Genomic DNA, 23,647 nt, shown 5'->3' on the forward strand with positions numbered 1-23,647 from the left:
TCGGTCCCTCCCCCGTGGCGCGGTCCCCTCACTGCAGCACGGACATGCTCCCGCGGCGCGGTCCCCTCCCGCAGCGCGGGGCGATCTCGCAGCGCGGGGCGATCTCGCAGCGCGGGGCGATCTCGCAGCGCGGGGCGATCTCGCAGCGTGGGGCGATCTCGCAGCGTGGGCGATCTCGCAGCGCGGGGCGGTTAGAGGAGGGCGTTGAAGAGGAGTTGGGGGGCGAAGCCGAGGAGGACGGCTACGGCGGTGGCCAGGAGCAGGGTGGCGGCGACCGGGCGGGTGACCGTGATCCGGGGATGGGTGGCGTCGTAGACCAGGGCCGGGTCGGCGACCGCGATGCCGGGCTGGGCGGGAAGCGTGTAGAGGAGGGCGGCGACGCGGATGTAGTAGGCGAGCGCGATCACCGCGTTGATCACGACGATGGCGGCCAGCCAGGTCCAGCCTTCGGTGACCAGCGCGCCGACCACCGACACCTTGGCGAACAGGCCGGCCAGGCCGGGGGGTAGGCCGGCGAGACCGGAGAGGGCGAGCACCATGGCCGCGCCCAGCCAGGGATGGCGGCGGGCGGCGCCGCGGAGGTCGTCGAGGGTTCCGCCGTCGGCGCCGGGTGGGCGCAGGGCGGTGACCACGCCGAACGCGATCAGTTCGAGGATCACGAAGAACGTGGCGTAGGCGAGGGCGGCGGGTACGCCGGGGGCGCCCATCGCCAGGGCGGCCAGGATGTAACCGGCCTGGGCGATCGAGGACCAGGCCAGCAGGCGGACCGTGCGGGTCTGCCTGAGAGCTACCAGGTTGCCGACGGTCATGGTCAGGACGGCGAGGGCGGACAGTACGGCGCCGGTGTCCAGGCGGGATACGACGGCGGCCACGGCCAGGACGCCGCCGAGCTTGGAGGCGGTGGAGAGGTAGGCGGCGATCGGGAGTGGGGAGTCGTCGTAGGTGGCCGGGGCCCAGGCGTGCAGCGGGACCGCGGCGACCTTGAAGGCGAGGCCGATCACCAGCAGGGCGGCGCCGACGCCGGCGACGGCCGCGAACGGGGTCGGGGCGGGACCGAGCAGGTTCAGGTGGAGGGTGCCGGTCGCGGCGTAGTTGAGGGCGATACCGAGCAGGGCGATCGCGGTGGAGATGACGCTGATCAGGAAGAACGTGACCGAGGCGGAGGCGGCCCGGGTGGCGGCCGCGACCTCGGCCGCGGGGACGACACCGGCGGCGACCGGCTCGGCGCCCGGCGCGAGAGGCCCAGGAGCCGACGCAACGGAAGCGGAAGCCACCGAGACGGACCCGGAATCAGGCGCAACGGACCCGGGGGCCGAGGGGACGGACCCGGGAGCCGAGGGCACGGAATCGCGACCGGGTGTGATGGCTGCGGAGGGCGGTGTGAGGAAACCGGAGCCAGGCGCGGGGGAAGCGGCGGCCGCGGGAGCCGGGGCGGGCCCGGGAGCTGCGGCGGGGGCCGGATCGCGGGGTGGGGCGTAACGGCGGAGGCCGACCAGGATGTAGAGGGGCAGGGTGAGGGTTTCCAGGCCGACGATCAGGGTGAGCAGGTCGCCGGCGTAAGCGATGGTCACGCCGCCCGTCATCGAGCAGGCCAGGAGGAAGCAGAACTCGCCGGCGGGGGCCGTGCCGAGCCGGAGGGCCGGCAGGGAGAGGGCGAGAACGGCCGCGGTCAGGGCGGCGAAGAGGGCGGCGGTCACGGCGGCGGGCCAGGAGGGGACCCAGGAGCAGCCGCCCGTCGTACAGAAGGTGGGGCCCCATGGGCCGACCGCGAGGGCGCAGACCGCGGTGACCGAAGCGCCCAGCAGGGTCGCGGCGGCGGTCACCGTGCGCTTGGCCACGAACAGGTCGGCCAGGAGGGCGAGGACGGCGGTCCCGGCCGCGGCGTAGAGCGGCAGCAGCGCGATGTGGTCGACAGCCTGGCTTCTCACGGGCGGGCCCCCGGCGGGTTGCGATCAGCGGGCAGGGCGGCGGGGATCACCGGTGGGCTCCCAGCAGGGTGGTGAGGGGCTCGAAGGTGCCCTGCAGGACCAGGGCGGGGACGATGCCGATGGCGAGGGTCAGTACCACCAGTGGGGCCCAGGCCAGCCATTCCGTGCGGGAGAGGGCGGCGGGCAGCGCATGCGTCTCGGGAGTGGCGGGGCCGTGGGTGAGCAGGCGCAGCAGACGCAGGAAGTAGGCGGCGGTCAGGGCACCGCCGACCGCGGCGATCGCGGCCAGGGTGAGCCACAGGGGGCCGCCGCGCTGGACGGCGGCGACCACGGCGAACGCCTCGCCCCAGAAGCCGGCCAGGCCGGGCAGGCCCAGGGACGCGATGGCGGCGAAGCCGAACAGGCCGGCCAGGCGGGGGGCGGTCTCGCGGAGGCCGCTGAGCTGGTTCAGCGAACCCGTGCCGGTGCGGTCCTTGATCGTGCCGGCCAGGAAGAACAGCAGGCCGGTGATCAGGCCGTGGGCGATGTTGCCGACCAGGGCGGCCTGGATTCCGGTGACCGACAGGGTGGCGATGCCGAGCAGCACGAAACCCATGTGGCCGACGCTGGAGTAGGCGATGAGGCGTTTCAACTCGGTCTGGCGCAGGCAGATCAGCGCGCCGGCGACGATCGCGATCACGGCGAGGACGCCCAGGGCGGGGGCGGCCCACTCCGCGCCGAGCGGGGCGACGCCGACACCGACCCGGATCAGGCCGTACGTGCCCATCTTCAGCAGCACACCGGCCAGGATCACCGAGCCGACGGTCGGTGCCTCGGTGTGCGCGTCGGGCAGCCAGGTGTGCAGCGGCCAGAGCGGGGCCTTCACCGCGAACGCGACGGCCAGCAGGGCGAACACCGCCTGCTGGGTGGTGGCGGTCAACTGGACGTTGCCGGTCAGGTCGACCAGGTCGCCGGTGCCGGCCTTCGCGACCACGATCAGGACGCCGAGCAGCAGCAGGACCGAGCCGGCCAGGGTGTAGAGGACGAACTTGCGGGCCGCCGCCCGGCGCGCGGGGCCGCCCCAGCCGGCGATCACCGCGTACATCGGCAGCAGCACGACTTCGAAGAACAGGAAGAAGAGGACCAGGTCCAGGGCCAGGAAGGTGCCGAGGACGCCGACCTCCAGGACCAGCAGCAGCGCGGCCAGGGCGCGTCCGGCGCCGCCGGAAGGGACCTTCTTGATCGTGTACGCGGTGCAGAGCAGCGTGAGCAGCCCGGTGAGCGCGATCAGCGGCGCGGACACCCCGTCGACGCCGAGGTGGAACTCCAGCCCGAGGGCCGGCACCCACGGCACGTCGAGGTCGATCCACGGTTGCAGCTCGCTGGTGTAGGGCGCGAAGCCGCGCGGCATGTTCCCCTGATACGCCAGCGGGGCCAGGGACAGCACGAACGTGACGCCGGCGAAACCGGTCGCGAGGATCCGGGCCTGCCGGTCGCGGGTGGCCGGGACGAGCGCGACCACGGCGGCGCCCAGGGCGGGCACCGCCAGCAACGCCACCAGCAGCGCCTGTTCCACGTGAATCATGCGACGGCTCCCCACCAGGCGATGGCCCCGAGCAGCAGCGCGGCGGCGCAGACGGCCACCGCGGCGGCGGGCAGCGGAAGCCGGTGCGCCTCCTTGAGCGCTTCGCCGGCCCGGGACGTGCCGGTTCCGGCGCCCATCACGGCGGCGTCGACGATGTGCGTGTCACCGGCGGTGACGTACCTCGCCAGAACCTTGACCGGGTGGACGATCAGGCGGTGCTGGACGTCGTCGAGGCGGAACCCGGCGGCCAGGAACGCTTTCGCCCGGCCCAGCGCGTCGGCGGGGTCGGCGCCGGGGACGGCCCACCAGAGCCAGAACGCGGTGCCGGCGCCGGTGACGAGCAGCAGCATCGGCAGGGCGACGGCGACGCCCAGGTGCGGGTCCTCGAGTTCGAGGGCGGTCCGGAAGCCGGGGGCGAACGCGGCCAGGCCGAGCAGGGCGGCGGGGATCGCCAGCAGGATCAGCGGCCAGCGCATCAGGGCCGGCGGGTCGTGCGGGACTTCCGGCTCCTGGTAGCCGGCGTCATCGAAGCCGACCTCCCAAGAAGGGACCCGGGCAGCGCCGAAGAACGCGCGCAACAGGAGCCGCGTCGCATACCAGGCGGTGATCCCGACCGAGAGCAGCGCGGCCAGCCACACCAGCCAGGCGGACCAGACGGGAGCCGGCACGCCACCCTCAGTGGCGTGGGCAGCGGCGGTCAGCACGTTCTCCTTGGACCAGAAACCGGAGAGGGGCGGCAGGCCGGCCAGCGCGCCGAGGCCGATCACGAACGACCAGAAGGTGACCGGCATGTGCTCGCGCAGGCCGCCCATCCGGGACAGCAGGTTGCTGCCGACCGCGTGGATCACCGCGCCGGCGGCGAGGAACAGCAGGGCCTTGAACGCGGCGTGGGTGAGCAGGTGGAACAGGGCGGCGGCGGGCGAGCCGACGGCCAGGGCCCCGGTCATGTAGCCGATCTGCGAGACGGTCGACCAGGCCAGCACCCGTTTCAGGTCGTCCTGGGCGGTGGCGGACAGCGCGCCGATCAGGATGGTGACCGCGGCCATCACCGCGAGCACCGCCAGCGCGGCCGGGGACTGCTGGTAGAGCGGGTAGAGCCGGAAGACCACGTAGACGCCGGCCGCGACCATGGTGGCGGCGTGGATCAGCGCGGAGATCGGGGTCGGGCCGGCCATCGCGTCGGGCAGCCAGGTGTGCAGTGGGAACTGGGCGCTCTTGCCGGCCACTCCGGCCAGGATCAGCAGCAGGGCCGCGGTCAGGGTCACCGGGGAGTACTCGTGGGTGAGAACTGCCGCGATCTTGGTGCTGTCCGCGGCGGCGATCAGGACGGCCAGGCCGAGCAGGAAGCCGACGTCGCCGACCCGGGTCACCAGGAACGCCTTGACCGCGGCGGCGGGCGCTTCCGGCAGCCGCCGGTCGTGACCGATCAGCAGGTAGGAGCAGGCGCCCATCACCTCCCAGCCGATCAGCATGACGATCAGGTCGCCGCTGGTGACGACCAGCAGCATGGCGCCGGTGAAGAGGCTGACCTGGGCGGCGTACGGCGCGTAGCGGGAATCGTCGTGCAGGTAGGCGATCGAGTAGATCTGCACGAACAGGGCGACCACGGTGACGGCGACGGCCACGTACGCGGCCGCGGCGTCGACGAACGCGGTGAGCCCGACGGTCAGCGAGCCGAAGGTGGCCAGCTCGGGGCCGTTCGCCGGGGCGGTCATCGGGTCGGCGACGGCCAGCACCGCGAGGACCAGCGCGACGGCGGCGCCCACGACACCGATGCCGGCGGCGAGACGCCTGCGTGCGCCGCCACCGTCACCCGGGGGCAGGACGAGACCGATCAGACCCGCGAGCAGGGGTACGGCGGGGAGCAGCAGCCCGGAGACGTCGTTCACCCGGCCACCCGTTCCTGGTCGGAGTCCAGCCGCACGTCGTCGACCACGACCGCCTTACGCATCCGGTAGTACTGCAGGATGATCGCCAGCCCGACGCCCACCTCGGCGGCGGCCAGCACGATCACGAAGAGGGCCAGGACACCGCCGGTGCCGGGCTGGGCGGCCGTGGGGCGGGCCCAGGCCTCGACCGTGACGCCGGTGAGCGCCGAGCGCAGCGAGACGTCCGCGGTGACCAGGATCAGGTTGACGGCGTTCAGCATCAGCTCGACGGCCATCAGCACCAGGACCGCGTTGCGCCGGCGCAGGACGCCGTAGACGCCCAGGCCGAAGAGCAGAGCGGCGATGACGTACGGGATGACGACGTGCATCATTCCCCTTCCGCGGCCGTACGGGCGCCGATGTCCGGACGGGACAGGACGATCGCGCCGACCAGGGCCGACAGCAGCAGGATCGAGATCACCTCGAACGGCAGCACCCAGGCGCCGAAGATCTGTTCGCCGACCCGCTCGGCGGTGCCGGGTTCCGGGTACGGGTAGCGCATCCAGCGGAACGCGTCGACGAACAGCACGGCCAGGCCGATGCCGATGCCGCCGCCGATCAGAGCCGCCGGCAGCGCCGGGCGGTCCAGGTCGGGTGACGGGCCGATCGGGGCACGGGTCAGCATCACCGCGAACAGCAGCAGCACCACGACCGCGCCGACGTAGACCAGGATCTGCACCCAGGCGACCAGCTCGGCGCCGAGGACCAGGTAGAGGCCGGCGATCGCGCCCAGGCTGACGACCAGGTAGAAGCCGGAACGGACCAGGTGGGAGCTGGTGACGACGAGGGCGCCGGAACCGACCGCGACGGCGCCGAGCGCCAGCAGGAGCACGTCGGCGACGGTCACTGGCCGGCCTCCGGCGCGGGCTTCGGGCGTACCGCCGCAGCTCTTGCGGTCTTGGCGGCAGTCGCCGCACCCGGGCCTGCCGCCTTGCGCGCCGCCGTCGCCTCCTCCTTGGAGGGTTCGCCGAGCACGTCGTGGACCGGCGGCGGCGGGACCGTGCGCATCCACTCGCCCAGCCGGTCCTTGTCGTGCAGCAGCGAGAGGACGTCGGTCTCGGCGTACTCGAACTCGGGGCTCCAGTGCAGCGCGTCGAACGGGCAGACCTCGATGCAGATGCCGCAGTACATGCAGAGGGAGAAGTCGATGTCGAACTTGTCCAGCACGTTGCGCTGGCGGGCGCGCGCGGCGCCGGGGACGACGACCTCCTCCTTGTGCGAGTCGATGTAGATGCACCAGTCCGGGCACTCACGGGCGCACAGCATGCAGACCGTGCAGTTCTCCTCGGACAGCGCGATCACGCCCCGGGACCGCGGGGGCAGATCGGGTGGCACGTCCGGGTACTGCTGGGTGGTGGATCGCCGCGTCAGGGTCTTCAGCGTTACGGCGAGCCCGTCGAGCAGGCCCTTGCCGGGCACGTTGCGCTCACCGTTCTCACTCACAAGGGAACATCCTGCCCGTTCGGCCCGGCTGGCGCGACCTTGCCCCGGCCTTTCAGACGAGTGACTTCACGGCGACGGTGAGGACCAGCTGGGCCAGCGAGACGGGGACCAGGATCAGCCAGCACAGGCGCTGGAGCTGATCCTCACGCAGGCGGGGGTACGTGACCCGCAGCCAGATGATCACGAAGGACAGCGCGCCGATCTTCAGCAGCGTCCACAGCCAGCCGAGCGTCTCCTCGAACGGGCCGTGCCAGCCGCCGAGGAACAGCACCGTGGTCAGGGCGGCGATCACCACGATGCCCACATATTCGGCGAGCAGGAAGAACGCGAACCGCAGGCCGGTGTACTCGGTCATGTAGCCGAAGACCAGCTCGGAATCGGCGATCGGCATGTCGAACGGTGGGCGGCGGATCTCGGCCAGGCCGGCGATGAAGAAGACGAACGCGGCCGGGGCCTGCCAGATCAGCCACCACGGCTGCCACGCCTCGACGATGCCGGGCAGGCTCAGCGTGCCGGCCGCCATCGCGACGCTCGCCGCGGCCAGAACCAGCGGAAGCTCGTAACCGAGCAGCTGGGCGGCGCCGCGGACGCCACCGAGCAGGCTGTACTTGTTGGCCGACGACCAGGCGGACATCAGCACCGCGACCACGCCGATCCCGAGCACGGCCAGGACCAGGAACAACCCGATGTCCAGGCGCTGCGCGACCAGGCCGGGGCCGAGCGGGATGGTCAGGATGACGATCAGGTACGGGAAGAGGGCGACGATCGGGGCCAGCGCGAAGACGGTCCGGTCGGCGTCGCGCGGGGTGATGTCCTCCTTCTGGACGAACTTCACCCCGTCGGCGACGAGCTGGGCCCAGCCGTGGAAGGCGCCCGCGTACATCGGGCCGACCCGGCCCTGCATGTGCGCCATCACCTTGTGCTCCGCCTGGCCGATCACCAGCGGAAGAACCAGGAAAGCGGCGAGCACCGCACCGACGCGGATGAGCAGCTCGATCACGGCTTCTCCTCCTTGAGCGGGCCCCACTCCTTCGGGTCGGGGACGCCGGGCGGGCGCATCGGGGCACGTTTCGCGGCGCCGCCCTCCGACTCCCCCGGCTCCTTGGCGCCCGGCCACGGCTTCGCCACCCGGGCCGCCAGCACGAACTCCTTGCGGAGCGGATGACCCTCGAACTCCGGCGGCAACAGCAGCGGGCGCAGGCCGGGATGCCGGGCGAAGACGATGCCGAACATCTCGAATGTCTCCCGCTCGTGCCAGTCGGCGCCCGGATAGAGGTCCACCAGGGACTCGATCTCGGGATCCGCGCGCGGGATCCGGGCGCGCAGCAGCACTCCGTGCCGGCGGCGGGTGGACCACAGATGGGCGATCACCGAGAAGCCGCCGTCCAACTCGTCCACCGCGGACAGCCAGTCGAAGAAGTCGCAGCCCAGGGCGCCGGCGTCACGGGCCGCCTCGGCCGCGAACCACCAGCGGGCGGCCGGCACGTCGACGACGGCGCGGGCGTGGCGGGGGCCGCCGCCGGAGACCCCGAAGGTGACGTCGCCCTTCTCGGGGTCGTCGGTCGCCAGCAGGTGGACCAGGCGTTCACCGACCTCTTCGGGCGTCATGCGTCACATCCTATGATCCGGGGCCGGTCCGCAACCGCACGGCGGGCGTACGCGTGTAGTCGCCGTGACAGTCATCGCTGAACACCGATCGGAGACGCCGGCCGCCGTGCACCACGACCCACCGTCGTTCGATGAGGTCTACGCCGCGCACTATGCGGGCCTCACCGTGCAGTTGTACGCGTACTTCGGCGACCGCCAGGAGGCCCAGGACGTCGTCCAGGAGGCGTTCTGCCGGGCGCTGGCCCGCTGGTCCACGGTCTCCCGGTACGACAGCCCGGCCGCCTGGATCCGCCGGACCGCCTGGAACCTGGCAGTGAGCCGGTGGCGGCGGGCCCGGACCGCCCTCAACTTCCTGCGCAAGCAGCGGACCGACGAACCGCTGATGGACGGGCCGACGGGCGTTTGGGTGGCGCTGGTCGCCGCCCTCGGTGAGCTGCCGGCGACGCAGCGCCGCGCAATGGTGCTGCACTACCTGGGCGACCTGACGATCGCGGAGATCGCCGAACGGGAAGGGGTGGCCCCGGGAACGGTCAAGTCGTGGCTGCACCGGGCCCGCGGAACACTCGCCGGGCTGCTCGGCGCCGAGGCCTCGGGGGTGGCCAATGTCTGACCAGCTGGAAGAGATCTTCGGCCGGGCGCGGCCTGAGGCGATCCAGGCGGTTCGCCCGCCGGGTGCGGAGGCGGCGCGTTCGACCGTACGCCGCCGCCGTCGCCGCCGGACCGCGCTGCTCGCCTCGGCAGCCGTGTTCGCCCTGGCCGGCGGCGTGGTCACCTGGATCGCGCCGGCACCGGCGCCGCCGTCACCGATGCCCGCCGCTCCTCCGGCCGACCTGTCCGGCGTCGCGAAGGCCGCGCTCGGGCCGGCCCCCTCCCCGGCCGCCGTCGAGAAGCAGGCCGAGGTGCGGGCCTCCTGGACGGCGACGAGCACACGCCACCTCGGTGAACTGACCCTGCGTGGCGCCTGTGCCGGAACCGGTTCGATGTCCCTGGTCGTCTACGGGCTTCCGGGCGGCGAGAGCCTCGAAAGGGCACCCGCCGAGGTGGCCCGTCTGGACCTGGCCTGCGCCGAACGGCCGGAGCCGATGAGCGAGCGGTACGTCGTCTCGCAGAACCATCCGCAGCTGGAGTACCGGATCGAGAAGGCGGGCGATGCCGAAGGCCGGGCCGCTTTCGCCTTCCGGGTCACCAGCGACACCGGCCGGCCGCTGACCGACCAGGACGAGGAGGCCAACCCGACCGCGGCGCTGCATCTCACCGAAGAACAGAGCAACACCGGTCTCGGGCTGGGTTTCCCGGTCAGTGACGGCCAGAACTTCCAGGAGGAACTGCCCTCCGCGATCGGCCAGCGGTTCCGGGTGTTCACCGCGTGCGCGGGACGCGGCTCACTCCAGATCGAGATCTTGCAGTCCGGGGGTGAGGCGGCCGACACGACGACGGTGCGGTGCCAGTGGCCGCCGAAACGGTACGACTGGCAACCGGCCCGGGCCACCGGAAAGCTGCAGTTGCGCGTCACCTACCGCCCGGAGGCCGGCTCGACGGCGGGCGCGCAGGTGTACGTCCACTTCGAGAAGCGGTAACCGCCGCTCACAGGCCGGGGAGGCGGCCGTTGCGGAACACGTCGACGAAGTCCTGGTGGTCCTCGCGGGCCTGGTCACCGTACTTGTGGGCGAACTCCACCAGGTGCCCGACGAACCCGGCCTCGTCCTTGTCGACCACCGCGACGATCGCCTCCTCGGTGGAGAAGTCGACCAGGTCGTGGCTGGACTCGTCGTCGGCGACCGCATGCATCCGGGCCACCGCGCGGCCCAGGTCGGCGACCACCCCGGACAGGTCCTCCGGCTCGTTGACGTCGGACCAGTCCAGGTCGGCGGCGTACGGCGACACCTCCGCGACCAGCTGCCCCACCCCGTCCAGCTCGGTGTATCCCAGCCACGGGTCGGCGTGCGCCTGCAGGGCTCGCTGCGACTCGGCCGTCCGGTGGCCCTGGTGCTTGAAGTAGCCGCGGACCCGCTCGTCGTCGATCCACCGGGCGACGGCCGGGACCTGGGCCTGCTTCATGTAGATGACGACGTCGTTCTCCAGGGCCTCGGTGTTGCCCTCGAGCAGCAGGTTGTACGACGGGAGGCCGGCTGACCCGATCCCGACGCCCTTGCGCAGCTTGATGTCCTTGATGTGCTGCGCCACCGGCCGGGCGCCGTCGTGCGGCAGCGTCGACAGGTAACGGCCGAACGCCTCCCGCACCTTGCCGCCGGTCGCCTCGTCGACCTCGTACACGCCGTCGCCGAGGGAGAACCGCCGGTCGTAGTCGTCGATCGTGGTCTGCTGGCGGAGCAGGTCGACCCGGGTGTTGAGCCGGGCCTCCTGCAGCACGCGCCGGAGCACGCCCGTCGCGTTCTCCAGGGTGATCGAGCCGATCGCGTCGTCGCCGCCGTGCGCGATCGCCCGCAGCTCGGTCAGGTACGCACTTGCGAACGTGGTCACCAGCTCGGTGATGTTCTCGTCGGAGAGCGCCTTGGAGTAGCCGATCAGCGCGACACTCGCCGAGAACCGTTTCAGGTCCCAGCTGAACGGGCCGACGTACGCCTCGTCGAAGTCGTTGACGTTGAAGACCAGGCGGCCCGACGAGTTCATGTAGGTGCCGAAGTTCTCCGCGTGCAGGTCGCCGTGGATCCAGACCCGGCTGGTCCGGGCGTCGAGGAAGCTGTCGTCGCGGTAGTCGCCGCTCAGGTCGGCGTAGAACAGCGAGGCGCTGCCCCGGTAGAAGGCGAACGGGGACGCCGCCATCTTCCGGAACTTGCGGCGGAACGCGGCCGGGTCGAGCGCCATCAGCTCGCCGAACTCGCGGGTCAGTACGTCGATGATGAAGTCGGCCCTCATGCCGGTCACGGTACTCAGCGCGGGCACGCCAGGGTCTACCCTTTCCGCTATGTCCGCTTCACGCTTGGTGCGTATCGGCACCCGCTCCTCACCCATGGCCCTGGCCCAGGTCGAACGGGTCCGCCGGATGCTCGCCGAGCGGCGGCCCGAGATCACCGTCGAGGTGGTGCCGCTGTCCACCAGCGGCGACCGCTGGCAGGGCGCGCTGTCCGACCTCGGCGGCAAGGGCGCGTTCACCAAAGAGGTCGACCAGGCGCTGCTGGACGGCCGGGCCGACCTGGCCGTGCACTGCGTCAAGGACGTGCCCGGCGACCGGCCGGCGCCGGCCGGGACGGTGTTCGCCGCCTACCTGGCACGCGACGACGTGCGCGACTGCCTGGTGGACCCGGCGGGGCGGCGGATCGAGGACCTGCCGGCGGGGACGAAGGTGGGCACGTCCGCCGTACGCCGGATCGCGCAACTCGCCCTGCACCACCCGCACCTGACCGCCGTGCCGATCCGCGGGAATGCCAATTCCCGGCTGGCGAAGCTCGACGCCGGGGAGTACGACGTGCTGCTCCTCGCCGTGTCCGGCCTGCACCGGATCGGCCTGCCGGAGCGGATCACCCATCCGATCGAGGTGGACACCTTCGTGCCCGCGGTCGGGTCGGGCACGCTGGTGCTGCAGTGCCGGCAGGACGACGAGCCGCTGCTGGAGATCGCGGCCGCGCTCGGCGACCCGACGACCGCGCGGGAGACCGAGGCCGAGCGCACCATGCTGCACATCCTGCAGGGCAGTTGCAGCTCGCCGATCGGCGGTTTCGCGCGCACCGAACCGGACGGGCGGGTCAGCCTGCGCGCCCGGGTGATCAGCCTGGACGGCAAGACGGTCCTGGACGCCCACGAGTGGGCGTCCGATCCCGTCGTCCTCGGTACGTCGGTGGCGGCGTCCCTGCTCCGTCAGGGCGCCCGGGAGATCCTCGGTTAGAACTTGCGGAGCACCTCGCCGGCCACCGCCGTGCCCAGCCGGTCGCCCAGCACGGTCGCCCCGCGGTAGTGCACGCCCGCCCAGATCCGGGCCAGCTGCACCTCACGCTGCGCCGTCGTGAAGCTGGTGAAGTAGCGGGTCGTGCCGGAGTCCGGGCTGTAGGCGTGGAACGGCAGGTCGTCCCGGCCGAAGAAGGTCCGGAAACTGACCATCGTCGCCGAGGTGAAGCAGGCGTGACCGGACGGCCACTCCGCCGACGGGGCGGTCACCCGCAACGGCTGCCAGGCCGGGTCGGCGACGGTCGCCGGGTTGCCGTCGGTGTCGGCCAGCGGGATCGCGGTCACCGGCCGCCACAGGCTCCACCGGCGTTTCTGCTGGTAGCACGAGATCAGCGCGTCGACGGTGGCCATGTCGGTCTGTGCGAACAGACGAGCCGTCCGCAGATTGCTCAGCCGCTGGTTCGTGGCCAGCACCCGCCGGAAATCCCACTCCACCATGTCGAAGTCGTCCCACCAGATCGCCGCCTCGGTCTGCTGCGGCGTGCGGACCGTGCTGCCCGCCGAGCCGAGCGTCTGCACCTCGTTGAGTTGCCGGGCGTACTCGGCGCTGGTCAGGGCGGGCGGGCCGGGGACGGTGTACCGGCTCGGGTCGCGGATGACGAACGGTTCGAGGAACGCGTACCAGGCGCCACTCTGCACGTAGTTCGGCGGCGTCAGCCGGTACTCGCCCGGCGCGGTGCCGACCGGCCAGGTCACGCCGGCGTCGAACGCGCCGTCGTCCCGGCGGTCGGCGATCATGGCGGCGGCGGTCGCCTCACCGACGGCGATGCCACCGCGCTTCGCGCGACCGTCGGGGATCTTGGCGAGTTCTTCGGCGTACCGCGCACGGAGAGCGTCGGCTTGCGCGGGAAACAGTTGCAGGAGTACGTGGTGAGCAGCGGCCGCCACCGCCGCCGGAACCGAATCGGTCCGTTTCGCCTTCGGTGCGACCAGATAGGGCCGGTACGGGGTGCCGGAGATCGCGTTGACCGCGTCGTAGACGGCGCCCTGCACCATCGCGAAGCTGCGGGCGGCAGCGTTCGGCGACTGCCTGGCGGTGTCGAAGATGGCGGTCTGGGCGTGGATGTGCCAGGTGACGACGGCGTTGGGACTTCGCGCCCCACCGGCCTGGGCCGCCGCCGGCGTCAGCACCGACGGGACGGTCAGGGTGAGCGCGGCCGCCAGGGCCACGCTGAGAATCCTGCGGATACGAGCCATGTGAACCCCCGGTCGGCTTCTCGCACGAACGGCATCAGCCTTCAAGCGGGGTGTGGCGGGACGCAACGCAATGACGGACTTCCGCCTTTTGCATTCATGCCCATGGATTGATGAGGCAGGCTGTTCCCTTTACCGCGGCGGCTTCACCAAGGGTGCGGTCAGGGCCAGCGGGTCCGGGCGGTGCACGCCGCCGGGGCCGGACTGCTCGGCGGCGATCTTCTCCTGCAGGCGCAGGATGCCGTGCAGCAGCGCCTCCGGCCGGGGCGGGCAACCGGGCACGTAGACATCCACCGGAATGATCTGGTCGACGCCCTTGGTGACCGAATAGGAATCCCAGTAGGGGCCGCCGCAGTTGGAACACGACCCGAACGAGATCACGTATTTCGGCTCGGGCATCTGGTCGTAGAGCCGCTTGATCGCCGGCGCCATCTTGTCGGTGACCGTGCCCGAGACGACCATCAGGTCCGCCTGGCGCGGCCCGTGCGCGAACGGGATCACCCCGAGCCGCATGAAGTCATGCCGGGCCATGCTGGACGCGATGAACTCGATCGCACAGCACGCCAGCCCGAAATTGAACACCCACAGGGAGTAGCGACGCCCCCAGTTCAGCACGAACCGGATGGGTTCCCCGAGCACTCCTGGCAGACCGGCCATCCGGTCAACCTAACGCATCGGGGTACGGCTGGCTCAGCGTCATCGGCGTCCGCACCACCTCCAGCACCCGCTCCGGAGACCGCGGTCCCTCGGTGCGGTAACGCGCCCGCGTCCGCCCGACCGGCTCCAGCAGTCCCGCCGCGACCAGATCCCGCAGATCCACCTGGGCCTGCCGCGGGGTCAGGCCTTCGGCCTGCTCATAACGGCTCCTCCGGATCCGGCCGACAACAGCGACATCATGCAGGGCGGAGATCGTCCGCTCGGCCAACGACTGCACGTAGGTCATCATCCGCTGGTAGGCGAGGGTCTCCTCGCGGTTCTCAGCAGCTTCCGCCGCATCTCCTCGATGCCGGCCAGCACTTGCTGGCTGGTATCGGTCAGGTGGGGAGCAGGGAAGAGCACTTGTCCGATTACAGGCATCCGGCGCGGCGTCAGGGACGCTGGAGGTAGCTCAGGAAACCGGTCAGCAGGGCCTCGCGGAGGGCGGGTGGGGCGGCGTTCAGGATGGTGTTGACGATGGCCATCTGGGTGAAGTCGCCGCCGGCCAGGCCCAGGTCGCCGGCCAGGGAGGCGATCAGGTCGGGGGTGATCATCTCGGGGGTCAGGGGTGGGAGCGGGGGTATTTCGATCGGGCCGCGGGCCTTCGCGGCGGCCACCGCGGCGGCCAGGTCGGGGGCGAACTGGGCGGCGGTCTCGTGGACCGCGGCGGTGACTGTCAGGTGGATGGTCGGCGGGAGGTCGGCATACGTCATCTGGGGTTGGGTGTGCCAGCCTCGGGCGGCCAGCTCGTCGGCGAGGACGAAGAGGTCGACGCCGTCGGAGGCCAGGCAGACGACGCTGGTCTCGGTGGAGGCGAAGAGGCGTACGCCATCAGTTTCGGACACCGCGGAGGCGAGAACCGTGACCGCGTCGCGGGTCTTGCGGGCCAGGTCCAGGTAACCGGTGTCGCCGATGCTGCGGAGCGTGGCGACGGCGGCGGCGATCGGGCCGCCCGAGCGGGTGGACGAGATCACCGGGTTGATCATGGTGTAGCCGGGCCAGTCGGCGTAGGCGAAGTACTGCGGGCGGCGCAGCTCCTCGGACGCGTGCAGCAGGAGCGAGACGCCCTTCGGCGCGTAGGCGTACTTGTGCAGGTCGGCCGAGATGCTGGTGACGCCCGGCACGGAGAGATCGAAATCGGGCAGGGTGGCGCCGAGGCGGCGCAGGTAGGGCAGGATCCAGCCGCCGAAGCAGGCGTCGACGTGGCACCGGACGCCGCGGGCGGCGGCGATCGCGGCGATCTCCGGGATCGGGTCGACGACGCCGTGGGCGTAACTCGGGGCGGAGGCCGCGAGGAGGACGGTGTCCGGGGTGATCGCCGCGGCCATCGCTTGCGGGTCGGCCCGCAAATCCTTCACGGGTACGACGTCGAGGCGCACCCGCAGGAAATGAGCCGCCTTCGCGAACGCCGCATGGGCGGTGGACGGGATGACCAGGCGAGGCTCGCGGATCTCGGGGTGGGCGTCGCGGGCCGCTTTGACGGCCAGGATCAGGGACTCGGTGCCGCCGCTCGTGACGCTGCCGACCGTACGCTCGTTCCCGCCGAGCAGCTTGGCAGCGGCGCCGACCAGCGCGTTCTCCATCGCCAGCAATGACGGGAACGCGGTCGGGTCCAGACCGTTGACGTGCGCGGACGTGGCGTGGGCGGCCCGGGCCAGATCGTCCAGGCCGTCCAGGGCGGGGTCGTAGACGTAGGCGAAGAGGCGGCCCCCGTGAGTGGGCAGATCGGCGCCGCGCAACTGCCGCAGCTCGGCCAGGATCTGCTCGGCGGGAACACCGTTCTCGGGCAGCGCATCGATCATGCCGGAGACGCTAACCGGCGGCGGCGGTCCGTAGCCACAGGTCCCGGTTCCCGGCGATCAGCACCCGCCCGTCGCGGAGGGTGGTCACCGCCTGTGGTGGCGAGTCACCGCATCCGAGTTCGCCCCGTTTCCACGGCTTGCCGCCGTCACCGATCCACACCACGCCGCAGTACTCGGGGCGCTGGTCGGCGGCGGGCCGGCTCGCGTCGTCGATCGAGGCGACGGCGACGACAGTGCCGCCGGGCGTGACCGTCACGTCCTGAACCCGGCCCACACCCATCCCGGTGGTGACGCCCCGCTTCCAGTGCAGCCCGTCCGTGCTGCTCAGCACGACCGTGTCGTCCTGCTCCCCGGTCTCGTGGTCGACGCCGCCGAAGGCCAGCCACCGCTCGCCGGCCCGGACCACCCGGGTCAGGAACAGATGCTGCGGCAGATCCGCCACCGCTGACACCTGCCAGGTGCGGCCGCTGTCGGTGGAACGCCAGGTGGCCGCCCGGCGCGGACCCGAGCCGATGGCGACGATCGTCTCGCCGGACGCCGCGAGCACCCCGATCACCGGCTGCGCTTCCGTTCCGGCCGGCGGCTCGGGCAGGTTCACCGGGCGCAGCGTCCGGCCGCCGTCACGCGAGATCAGAAGGACCGGCGCGGTACGGCCTGGATTGCTCCGCCCGGCGTCGAGCGCCACGGCGCCGCGGCCGGTCACGGCCAGGTGCCGGATCGAGCTGCGGGTGCCCTGCCCCTCGAAGCCGGGCTCGGAGAAGTCGCCCCGGGCCAGTTGCTCGGCCTGCCCGCCGGGCCGGTGCCGGGTGAGGCCGGAGCTGTTCGCGGCCAGGACGGCGCCGGTGCGCTCCAGCACCGCCACGTCCGCCCCGATACCGCCGCCCGGCCAGCCGTTCGTGGCTTCGGGCGGCCCGTCGCCGCCGCGGGTGGTCCCGTCCGGCGCCGGATCCAGGTCGAGGCGGTCGCACGTGGCCGGCCCGGTCCAGTTGACGGTGACCGCCCGGTAACCGTTCTGGTAGGTGCCGAGTCCCAGGGCGCAGTCGCCGACCGGAAGCAGCGTCAGCAGGCCGTCAGCAGGCGGGATCCAGTCGCTCGCGGAAGCCCACTCGACGGCGCCGGGGTGCTGGACGAATCCGAGTTCCGTCGCCGGCACGGCACCGAGTCCCTTTCGCGGCTCCGCGCTCGGGCTCGGGCCGCCGCCGCGCGTGGTGCGGGCGCAGGAGGAGAGCAGGACGGCGCCGGCGGCCAGCACGGCGAGCACCCGTAGACCAGACGATTGAGGACTCACCCGGCAATATTGACCACTGTCGTCAAGATGCGGTCTGCCGGGTGTCCCGGTAGCCCCGGAGCACCAGGATCGCCGTGCCGACGAGGATCGCCGGGACCACGGTGAACCCGAGCAGCACCCCGAGGCGGGCCGTGCCGCTCTGCGCCGCCGACTCGCCGGTGGCCGACGAGGCGTACCCGAAGATCTGCAGCAGCAGGGCGTAGATGCCGGGGCCGAGGGCCAGGCCGAGGGTCTCGCCGGCGGTCCACAGGCCGGTGAAGACGCCGGCCTGGCGGCGGCCGGTGCGCTCGGTATCGTACGCGATGCAGTCCGGCAGCATCGCCAGCGCGAAGACCTGCTGGCCGGCGTAACCGGCGCCGACCACGGCGACGATCAGGTAGACCGCCACCGGCGGCAGCGCCCGGGCGGTGAGCAGGAGCAGCGCGCCCACGGCGAACAGCAGGGAGGCGGCGACGAGAGAGCGGAGCTTGCCGTGCCGTCTGCCGACAGCGGTCCACAGCGGCATGACGAGCAGGGCCGGGCCGACGAACGCGGCGAACAGGAAGGTGGCGCCGGACTTCTGCTCCAGCACGTGATCGGCGAAGTACTTGACGCCGGCCAGCATGGTGCCGATGCCGGCGGCCTGGACGACCCAGCAGATCAGCAGGGCGCGGAACGGGGCGTTGCCGGCCGCCACGCGCAGTTGCGCCCGCAGGGACGGCTCGGACTCGCCGGCTGTGCGGGACCGTGCTTTACGCGTACCGAAGAAGGTGGCAAGCGTGCCGACAACGATCAGTGCGCCGACGAACAACCCGGACCACCGGTGGCCCTCGCGGCCGCCGCCGGTCGTCTCGACCACCAGCGGGGCGAGCGCGCCGGACACCAGGATGGCCAGGGCCAGGACCGCGACGCGCCAGGTCATCAGGCGGGTGCGCTCGGCGTAGCCGTCGGTCAGTTCGGCGGGCATCGCGACGTACGGCACCTGGAAGAAGGCGAACGCGGTGGCGGCGGCGAGAAAGGCGAGTGCGACGTACGCGCCGGAGGCCGCCCCGCCGGAGAACGGCGCGGCGAAGATCGCGGCGAACAGCACGCCCAGGAACAGGCCCGCGACCAGCAGGAACGGGCGGCGGGAACCGGTGCGGTCGGAGATCCGGCCGGCCACCGGATTGACCAGCACGTCCCAGGCCTTCGGCAGGAGCACGAGGAGACCGGACACGCCGGCGGCTACACCGAGCGTGTCGGTCAGATAAGGCAGAAGAAGCAAACCGGGCACCGTGCCGAACGCGCCGGTGACCAGAGAACCGAGGGCATAACCAGCCAAAACACCGCGAGGCAGAACACTCGACGGGGGTACCACGGGAGAGGGACCGGCGGTCGTCATCGACGCGCATCGTAACCATGATCCGGCCGCTCCGCCTACGCTCGCCGCTATGAAAAGCGTTGCTGCCGGCGTCGCCGCCAGTCACCCGGCGACCGCTCGCACCGGGTTGCGCGTTCTGCAGTCCGGAGGTACCGCCGCCGACGCGGCAGTCGCCGCCGTACTGGCCTGCTGCGTGTCCGAGACCGTCTACACCGGGCTCGGCGGCGGCGGTTTCGCCACCTACTTCGAGGCGGCCACCCGCGAGGTCACCTGCCTGGACTTCTTCGTCGCCGTGCCCGGGCTGGACGGCGACCGCAAACCGTCCCCGATGGTGGCCGTCGACGTGTTCTTCGGCGGGCTGCCACAGATCTACTCGATCGGCGGGGCCAGCGTCGCCGTGCCGGGAGTGCCGGCCGGGCTCGGCGAGGTGCACCGGCGGTGGGGCAAACTGCCGTGGCGCGACGTGGTGGCACCGGCCGCCGGCCTGGCCCGGACCGGGGTGCTGCTGCCGGACGCGCACGCCCGGACCCTGGAGTCGTGCGCGCCGGCGCTGGCGTACGGCGACGGGGCCGCCCTCTACCAGCCGGGCGGTCGGCTGTTGCAGGGCGACGAACTGCTCTTCCTGCCGGGGCTGGCGACCGCGATGGACGCTCTGGCGGCGGAGGGCCCGGAGATCTTCTACACCGGGGAGTACGGGAAACTGCTGGTCGAGACGGTACGGGCGGCGGGCGGGACGATCGGGCCGGTGGACCTCTCCTCGTACCGGGTCGAGTCGGTCGGGGTGGCGCACGCGACGTTCGCCGGGCACCGGGTGCACGCCCGGCACGACCTCAACCGGACCATCGACACGATCGCCGCGCTGCCGTCCGACCTGTCCCGGCCGGCCCGCGCGCCCGGCGTCGCGAACGCGCTGATCAACCGCGGTCAACAACGGCTCGGCGACACCACCAACGTCTCCGTGGTCGATGCCGAGGGCAACGCCTGCGTGATCACCACGACGCTCGGGCTCGGCGCCGGAGTGTGGCTGCCCGGCCTCGGCATCAACCTCAACTCGATGCTCGGTGAGGGAGAACTGCTCACCGAGGAACTGGTGCCGGGGCGGCGGATGTCGTCGTACATGTGCCCGCTCGTGGTGATCGCCCCGGACGGTGGCCTGGCGGTGGCGGCCGGGTCGGCGGGCGCCTCCCGGATCCGGACCGCCCTGGTCGACACGCTGCTCGGCGTACTGGTCGACGGGCTGAGCGTGCCGGACGCGATCGCACGGCCCCGATTCCACGTGGTCGGGGACACGGTGCACGCCGAAGCCGGCTGCCCCCCGGGCGAGCTGGCACAACTCGCGGCGGCCGGCTGGCAGATCGTCGAGTGGCCGGACATCAACCATTACTTCGGCGGTGTCACCGCCGTGGGCCGCGCCGGCGCCGCCGGCGACCCCCGCCGCGGCGGCGTCGGCCTCCTCCTCTGATCGCCGGCCCGAACGTCGTGCCCTGACGGCAGCCCTCACATCGTGCGGGCGGCGATGGCGTCCGCGACGGCCTCCCCCTCTGATCGCCGGCCCGCACATCGCACCCTGACGGCAGCCCTCACATCGTGCGGGCGGCGATGGCGTCCGCGTCGGCGGCGGTTTCGCGGAGGGGGATGTCGAGGCCGGTGGCGGTCAGGCCGAAAGTGCGCTCGGTCAGCGAGGCGTCGAGGATGAACGGGGCGTAGAACTGGTAGTCCATCTCGGCCATCTCGCGGGCCATCGGGACGGCCAGGCCTGCCGTGCGCATGACGAAGCGGGGCAGCTTGCGGATCGTCAGGCGAGGCCGGCCGGTCAGGGCGGTGTAGCGGTCGGCCAGGTCGCGGATGGAGATCGCCGGGGCGGACGGGACGTGCCAGGCCTTGCCCCAGGCGCGCTCGTCGCGGGCCAGCTCGACCAGGGTGCGGGCCATGTCGCCGGTGTAGGTGAAGGTGTGCGGGGCGTCCGGGTCGCCGGGAGCCCAGGCGGTGCGGCCGGCCTTCATCGCCGGGAGCAGGACCGCGGAGAAGACGCCGACCGCGCCGGCGCCCAGGTAGTCGGCGCCGCGGGCCTCGATCGTGCGGACGCCGCTGTCCAGCGCGTCCTGCCACATCCGGTTGCGGATGCGGCCCTTGCGGCCGGTCGCGGCGAGCGGGCTGTGCTCGGTCATCAGGCCGCCCGGCTGCGGGCCGTAACCGTAGAGGTTGCCGGTGATGGCGTAGACCGCGCCGGACGCCTTCGCGGCGGCGATCATCGCGTTGTTCATCGGGAACCACTTGTCGGCCCACTCGGTGTACTTCGGGTTGGCGCAGTTGTAGATGACCTCGGCGCCGGCGGACAGCTCGGTGAGCCGGCGGGCGTCGGCGGCGTCGGCGGTGGCCCGCTCGATCAGCGGGTGCTCCGGGCCACTGCCGCTGCGCGTGACGATGCGGACGCGCTCGCCGCGGTCGGCCAGCAGGCGAGCGACGGTGGAGCCGATGGGGCCGGAACCGATGACGACATGCATGACGCTCTCCTTGCTCGCATTTGAGAGCAGTGCTCTCTGTTGAGAACAACGATTACATGACGGCTGCGCTAAAGCAAGAGCAGTGCTCTCTTTTGTGGCACACTGGCCGCATGAGCGAGAACGAAACCCCAGGCACCCGGACGAAAGGCGCGGCCGGTGTGCGGGCCCGGGTGCGGGCCGAGATGACCGAGGAGATCAAGTCGGTGGCCCGGCAGCATCTGGCCACCGACGGGGCGAACCTGTCGCTACGGGCCGTCGCCCGGGATCTGGGGATGGTCTCGTCCGCCGTCTACCGCTACTTCGCCAGCCGGGACGAGCTGCTCACGGCACTGATCATCGACGCGTACGACGCTGTCGGCGAAGCCGCCGAGCAGGCCGCCGCGCAGGCCGGCAGCCCGTTCGAGAAGTGGCTGGCGGCCGGGCATGCGGCGCGCGAATGGGCGCTGGCCAACCGGCACGAGTGGGCGCTGATCTACGGCAGTCCGGTGCCGGGCTACACCGCGCCCCGGGACACCGTCGAGCCGGCAGCACGCATCATGCTGCTGCTCGGCTCGGTGCTCGTGGAGGCACACCGAGCCGGTGCGGTGGTGGAGAGAGCACCGCTCACCGGACGTTTCGGGGAGGAGCTCGCCGCGGTGGCGGGGCCGTTCTTCCCCGACGTGGGGGCACAGGTCATCGCCGACACCATCGCGGGGTTCTTCCAGATCTGCGGTGCGATCAGTTTCGAGCTGTTCGGCCAGCTCAACAACGTGGTGGAGGACGACCGGAAAGGCTTCTTCGACTATCAGCTACGGGCCGCGGCGGGCGTGGCGGGGCTCAAGATCTAGCAGTCGAGCAGCGGGCGGACACGGGCGAGGCCCAGCAGCCGGACCGCCTGGAAGAAGCAGGCAGCCACGCGGCAGGCAGCCACGCGGCAGGCAGGCGCGCGGCAGGAAGGCGCGCGGCAGATCATCGGAGGCACGGGAGCCAGCCGGCCTCGGCCATCAGGACGCGATCGCCGCGCATGGGGACGCCCTCGGCCAGCAGCAGGGCCTTGGCGCGGGCCTCGTGACCGGGTGGGAGGCGGCCGCCGCCGCTGCACACCCGGTGCCAGGGGACGCCGCCGCCGTGCAGGGACATGATCCGGCCGACCTGGCGCGGGGAATTGCGCCCCGAGCGGTCGGCCAGGACGTCGGCGATGGACCCGTACGACATCACCCGGCCCGCGGGGATGCTCTCGACCAGGGTCAGGACCTCTTCCACGTACTCCTGCGGTGTCATCAACCGCCACGATATGGGATCTGGCAACGATCGACAGCGGCCAGCCGAGCACAATGGGCCGGGTGCGGGAAGTGGTTACCGGTGCGCGCCGGATCGTGGTCAAGGTGGGGTCGTCCTCGCTGACCACCGCGGCGGGCGGCATCGACGAGCAACGGGTCGACGCCCTGGTCGACGTGCTGGGCAAGCTGGCAGCCGGCGGGCGTGAGGTGGTTCTGGTGTCCAGCGGCGCGATCGCCGCCGGGCTCGCGCCGCTCCAGTTGCGCCGCCGGCCGCGGGACCTGGCCACCCAGCAGGCCGCCGCGAGCGTGGGGCAAGGTCTGCTGATCGGGCGGTACGCGTCCGGCTTCGCGCGGCACGGGCTGACCGTCGGGCAGGTGCTGCTCACCGTGGACGACGTGACCCGGCGGGCGCACTACCGCAACGCCTATCGCACGCTGCGCAAACTGCTCGACCTCGGCGCGCTGCCGATCGTCAACGAGAACGACACGGTCGCCACCGAGGAGATCCGGTTCGGCGACAACGACCGGCTCGCCGCGCTGGTCGCCGCGCTCGCCGACGCCGACCTGCTGGTGCTGCTCTCCGACGTGGACGCGCTCTACACCGGCAACCCGGCCGACCCGGCGTCCCGCAAGATCTCGCTGGTCCGCGACGACGGCGATCTCAGCGGGGTGGAGATCGGCACCGTCGGCAAGTCCGGGGTCGGCACCGGCGGCATGGTCACCAAGGTGGAGGCGGCCCGGATCGCCACCGGGTTCGGCATCCCGGTCGTGCTCACCGCCGCCCCGCTGGCCGGCGCCGCACTCGACGGCGAGGACGTCGGCACCCTCTTCGAGGCCTCCCCCACCCGGCCGGCGGCCCGGCTGTTCTGGCTGGCGCACGCCACCGCGCCACGCGGGCGGCTGCACCTCGACGAGGGCGCGGTCGCGGCGGTCGTGGCCCGGCGCAAATCGCTGCTGCCGGCCGGCATCACCGCTGTCGACGGGTCCTTCGCCGCCGGCGATCCGGTGGATCTGGTCGATGCCGGATCGGGTACGCCCGTCGCGCGCGGCCTGGTCAACTACGACGCGGTGGAATTGCCGGCGCTGCTGGGGCGGTCCACACCCGAGTTGGCCGCGGAACTCGGGCCGGGATATGAACGAGAGGTCGTCCACCGTGACGACCTGGTACTGCTCTGAACGTGTGTGGGGTTC

Annotated in this window: 23 protein-coding genes; 6 read left to right on the forward strand and 17 right to left on the reverse strand. The window is 72.1% G+C overall.

The window, feature by feature from the left end; genetic code table 11:
- Window positions 1-191 precede the first annotated feature (191 nt).
- The 8 genes from ACZ3II_RS09575 to ACZ3II_RS09610 are packed head-to-tail and all read right to left on the reverse strand — an operon-like array spanning window position 192 to window position 8,471.
- Complete coding sequence (locus tag ACZ3II_RS09575; protein ID WP_465517144.1) at window positions 192-1,928, reverse strand: NADH-quinone oxidoreductase subunit N; 1,737 nt, start codon at window positions 1,926-1,928, stop codon at window positions 192-194.
- A gap of 46 nt (window positions 1,929-1,974) precedes the next feature.
- Entirely contained in the window at window positions 1,975-3,492 is a 1,518-nt protein-coding gene (locus ACZ3II_RS09580; RefSeq protein WP_465517145.1) for a complex I subunit 4 family protein, read from the reverse strand.
- On the reverse strand, window positions 3,489-5,381 hold the full coding sequence (locus tag ACZ3II_RS09585) for an NADH-quinone oxidoreductase subunit 5 family protein (protein WP_465517146.1): 1,893 nt from the start codon (window positions 5,379-5,381) through the stop codon (window positions 3,489-3,491). The genes ACZ3II_RS09580 and ACZ3II_RS09585 overlap by 4 nt, the downstream gene beginning before the upstream one ends.
- Window positions 5,378-5,749, reverse strand: coding sequence for an NADH-quinone oxidoreductase subunit NuoK (gene nuoK / locus ACZ3II_RS09590; protein WP_465517258.1), 372 nt, complete (start codon window positions 5,747-5,749; stop codon window positions 5,378-5,380). Before nuoK ends, ACZ3II_RS09585 begins: the two co-directional genes overlap by 4 nt.
- The gene (locus tag ACZ3II_RS09595; protein WP_465517147.1) at window positions 5,749-6,267 is read right to left on the reverse strand and encodes an NADH-quinone oxidoreductase subunit J family protein; all 519 of its coding nucleotides are present in this window, start codon (window positions 6,265-6,267) and stop codon (window positions 5,749-5,751) included. The genes nuoK and ACZ3II_RS09595 overlap by 1 nt, the downstream gene beginning before the upstream one ends.
- Entirely contained in the window at window positions 6,264-6,863 is a 600-nt protein-coding gene (locus tag ACZ3II_RS09600; RefSeq protein ID WP_465517148.1) for a NuoI/complex I 23 kDa subunit family protein, read from the reverse strand. The genes ACZ3II_RS09595 and ACZ3II_RS09600 overlap by 4 nt, the downstream gene beginning before the upstream one ends.
- A gap of 52 nt (window positions 6,864-6,915) precedes the next feature.
- Window positions 6,916-7,890, reverse strand: a complete 975-nt coding sequence (gene nuoH / locus ACZ3II_RS09605) for an NADH-quinone oxidoreductase subunit NuoH (RefSeq protein ID WP_465517149.1) — start codon at window positions 7,888-7,890, stop codon at window positions 6,916-6,918.
- Window positions 7,860-8,471 (reverse strand): NADH-quinone oxidoreductase subunit C, encoded by a 612-nt coding sequence (locus ACZ3II_RS09610; RefSeq protein WP_465517150.1) that lies wholly within the window; start codon window positions 8,469-8,471, stop codon window positions 7,860-7,862. The genes nuoH and ACZ3II_RS09610 overlap by 31 nt, the downstream gene beginning before the upstream one ends.
- Window positions 8,472-8,535: 64 nt before the next feature.
- Here ACZ3II_RS09610 and ACZ3II_RS09615 point away from each other — a divergent pair, with 64 nt between their 5' ends.
- Together ACZ3II_RS09615 and ACZ3II_RS09620 are read left to right on the forward strand one after the other, a co-directional pair.
- Complete coding sequence (locus tag ACZ3II_RS09615) at window positions 8,536-9,081, forward strand: RNA polymerase sigma factor (RefSeq protein WP_465517151.1); 546 nt, start codon at window positions 8,536-8,538, stop codon at window positions 9,079-9,081.
- Window positions 9,074-10,048, forward strand: a complete 975-nt coding sequence (locus ACZ3II_RS09620; protein WP_465517152.1) for a hypothetical protein — start codon at window positions 9,074-9,076, stop codon at window positions 10,046-10,048. Before ACZ3II_RS09615 ends, ACZ3II_RS09620 begins: the two co-directional genes overlap by 8 nt.
- A gap of 7 nt (window positions 10,049-10,055) precedes the next feature.
- Here the strand turns inward: ACZ3II_RS09620 and ACZ3II_RS09625 are convergent, their stop codons facing one another.
- Entirely contained in the window at window positions 10,056-11,348 is a 1,293-nt protein-coding gene (locus ACZ3II_RS09625; RefSeq protein WP_465517153.1) for a DUF2252 domain-containing protein, read from the reverse strand.
- Window positions 11,349-11,397: 49 nt separating this feature from the next.
- On the opposite strand from ACZ3II_RS09625, the gene hemC reads away from it, so the two are divergent.
- Window positions 11,398-12,315, forward strand: a complete 918-nt coding sequence (gene hemC, locus ACZ3II_RS09630; protein WP_465517154.1) for a hydroxymethylbilane synthase — start codon at window positions 11,398-11,400, stop codon at window positions 12,313-12,315.
- On the opposite strand, the gene ACZ3II_RS09635 is transcribed toward hemC, so the two are convergent.
- From ACZ3II_RS09635 to ACZ3II_RS09660, 6 genes are all read right to left on the reverse strand, one after another.
- The gene (locus ACZ3II_RS09635; protein ID WP_465517155.1) at window positions 12,312-13,544 is read right to left on the reverse strand and encodes a vanadium-dependent haloperoxidase; all 1,233 of its coding nucleotides are present in this window, start codon (window positions 13,542-13,544) and stop codon (window positions 12,312-12,314) included. The genes hemC and ACZ3II_RS09635 overlap by 4 nt on opposite strands.
- Before the next feature lie 156 nt (window positions 13,545-13,700).
- Window positions 13,701-14,225, reverse strand: coding sequence for an NADH-quinone oxidoreductase subunit B (locus tag ACZ3II_RS09640; RefSeq protein ID WP_465517156.1), 525 nt, complete (start codon window positions 14,223-14,225; stop codon window positions 13,701-13,703).
- Window positions 14,226-14,229: 4 nt separating this feature from the next.
- Window positions 14,230-14,502, reverse strand: coding sequence for a hypothetical protein (locus ACZ3II_RS09645; RefSeq protein ID WP_465517157.1), 273 nt, complete (start codon window positions 14,500-14,502; stop codon window positions 14,230-14,232).
- A gap of 154 nt (window positions 14,503-14,656) precedes the next feature.
- Window positions 14,657-16,066 carry a pyridoxal phosphate-dependent decarboxylase family protein gene (locus ACZ3II_RS09650; protein WP_465517158.1) on the reverse strand — a complete coding sequence of 470 codons (1,410 nt, stop codon included), beginning with the start codon at window positions 16,064-16,066 and terminating at the stop codon, window positions 14,657-14,659.
- A 10-nt stretch (window positions 16,067-16,076) separates the two neighbouring features.
- Window positions 16,077-17,354 (reverse strand): hypothetical protein, encoded by a 1,278-nt coding sequence (locus ACZ3II_RS09655; RefSeq protein WP_465517159.1) that lies wholly within the window; start codon window positions 17,352-17,354, stop codon window positions 16,077-16,079.
- 22 nt (window positions 17,355-17,376) lie between these two features.
- Entirely contained in the window at window positions 17,377-18,714 is a 1,338-nt protein-coding gene (locus tag ACZ3II_RS09660; RefSeq protein ID WP_465517160.1) for an MFS transporter, read from the reverse strand.
- Between the two features lie 49 nt (window positions 18,715-18,763).
- Between ACZ3II_RS09660 and ACZ3II_RS09665 the strand changes: the two genes are divergently transcribed.
- The gene (locus ACZ3II_RS09665; RefSeq protein ID WP_465517161.1) at window positions 18,764-20,155 is read left to right on the forward strand and encodes a gamma-glutamyltransferase; all 1,392 of its coding nucleotides are present in this window, start codon (window positions 18,764-18,766) and stop codon (window positions 20,153-20,155) included.
- 118 nt (window positions 20,156-20,273) lie between these two features.
- Here the strand turns inward: ACZ3II_RS09665 and ACZ3II_RS09670 are convergent, their stop codons facing one another.
- Entirely contained in the window at window positions 20,274-21,197 is a 924-nt protein-coding gene (locus ACZ3II_RS09670) for an NAD-dependent epimerase/dehydratase family protein (RefSeq protein ID WP_465517162.1), read from the reverse strand.
- 110 nt (window positions 21,198-21,307) lie between these two features.
- On the opposite strand from ACZ3II_RS09670, the gene ACZ3II_RS09675 reads away from it, so the two are divergent.
- The gene (locus ACZ3II_RS09675; protein WP_465517163.1) at window positions 21,308-22,024 is read left to right on the forward strand and encodes a TetR/AcrR family transcriptional regulator; all 717 of its coding nucleotides are present in this window, start codon (window positions 21,308-21,310) and stop codon (window positions 22,022-22,024) included.
- A 121-nt stretch (window positions 22,025-22,145) separates the two neighbouring features.
- On the opposite strand, the gene ACZ3II_RS09680 is transcribed toward ACZ3II_RS09675, so the two are convergent.
- Window positions 22,146-22,457 carry an MGMT family protein gene (locus tag ACZ3II_RS09680; protein WP_465517164.1) on the reverse strand — a complete coding sequence of 104 codons (312 nt, stop codon included), beginning with the start codon at window positions 22,455-22,457 and terminating at the stop codon, window positions 22,146-22,148.
- Between the two features lie 62 nt (window positions 22,458-22,519).
- Between ACZ3II_RS09680 and proB the strand changes: the two genes are divergently transcribed.
- Window positions 22,520-23,632 (forward strand): glutamate 5-kinase, encoded by a 1,113-nt coding sequence (gene proB, locus ACZ3II_RS09685; RefSeq protein ID WP_465517165.1) that lies wholly within the window; start codon window positions 22,520-22,522, stop codon window positions 23,630-23,632.
- The last annotated feature ends 15 nt before the right edge of the window (window positions 23,633-23,647 follow it).

It is taken from the genome of Actinoplanes sp. NPDC019969 (genome assembly GCF_055562375.1).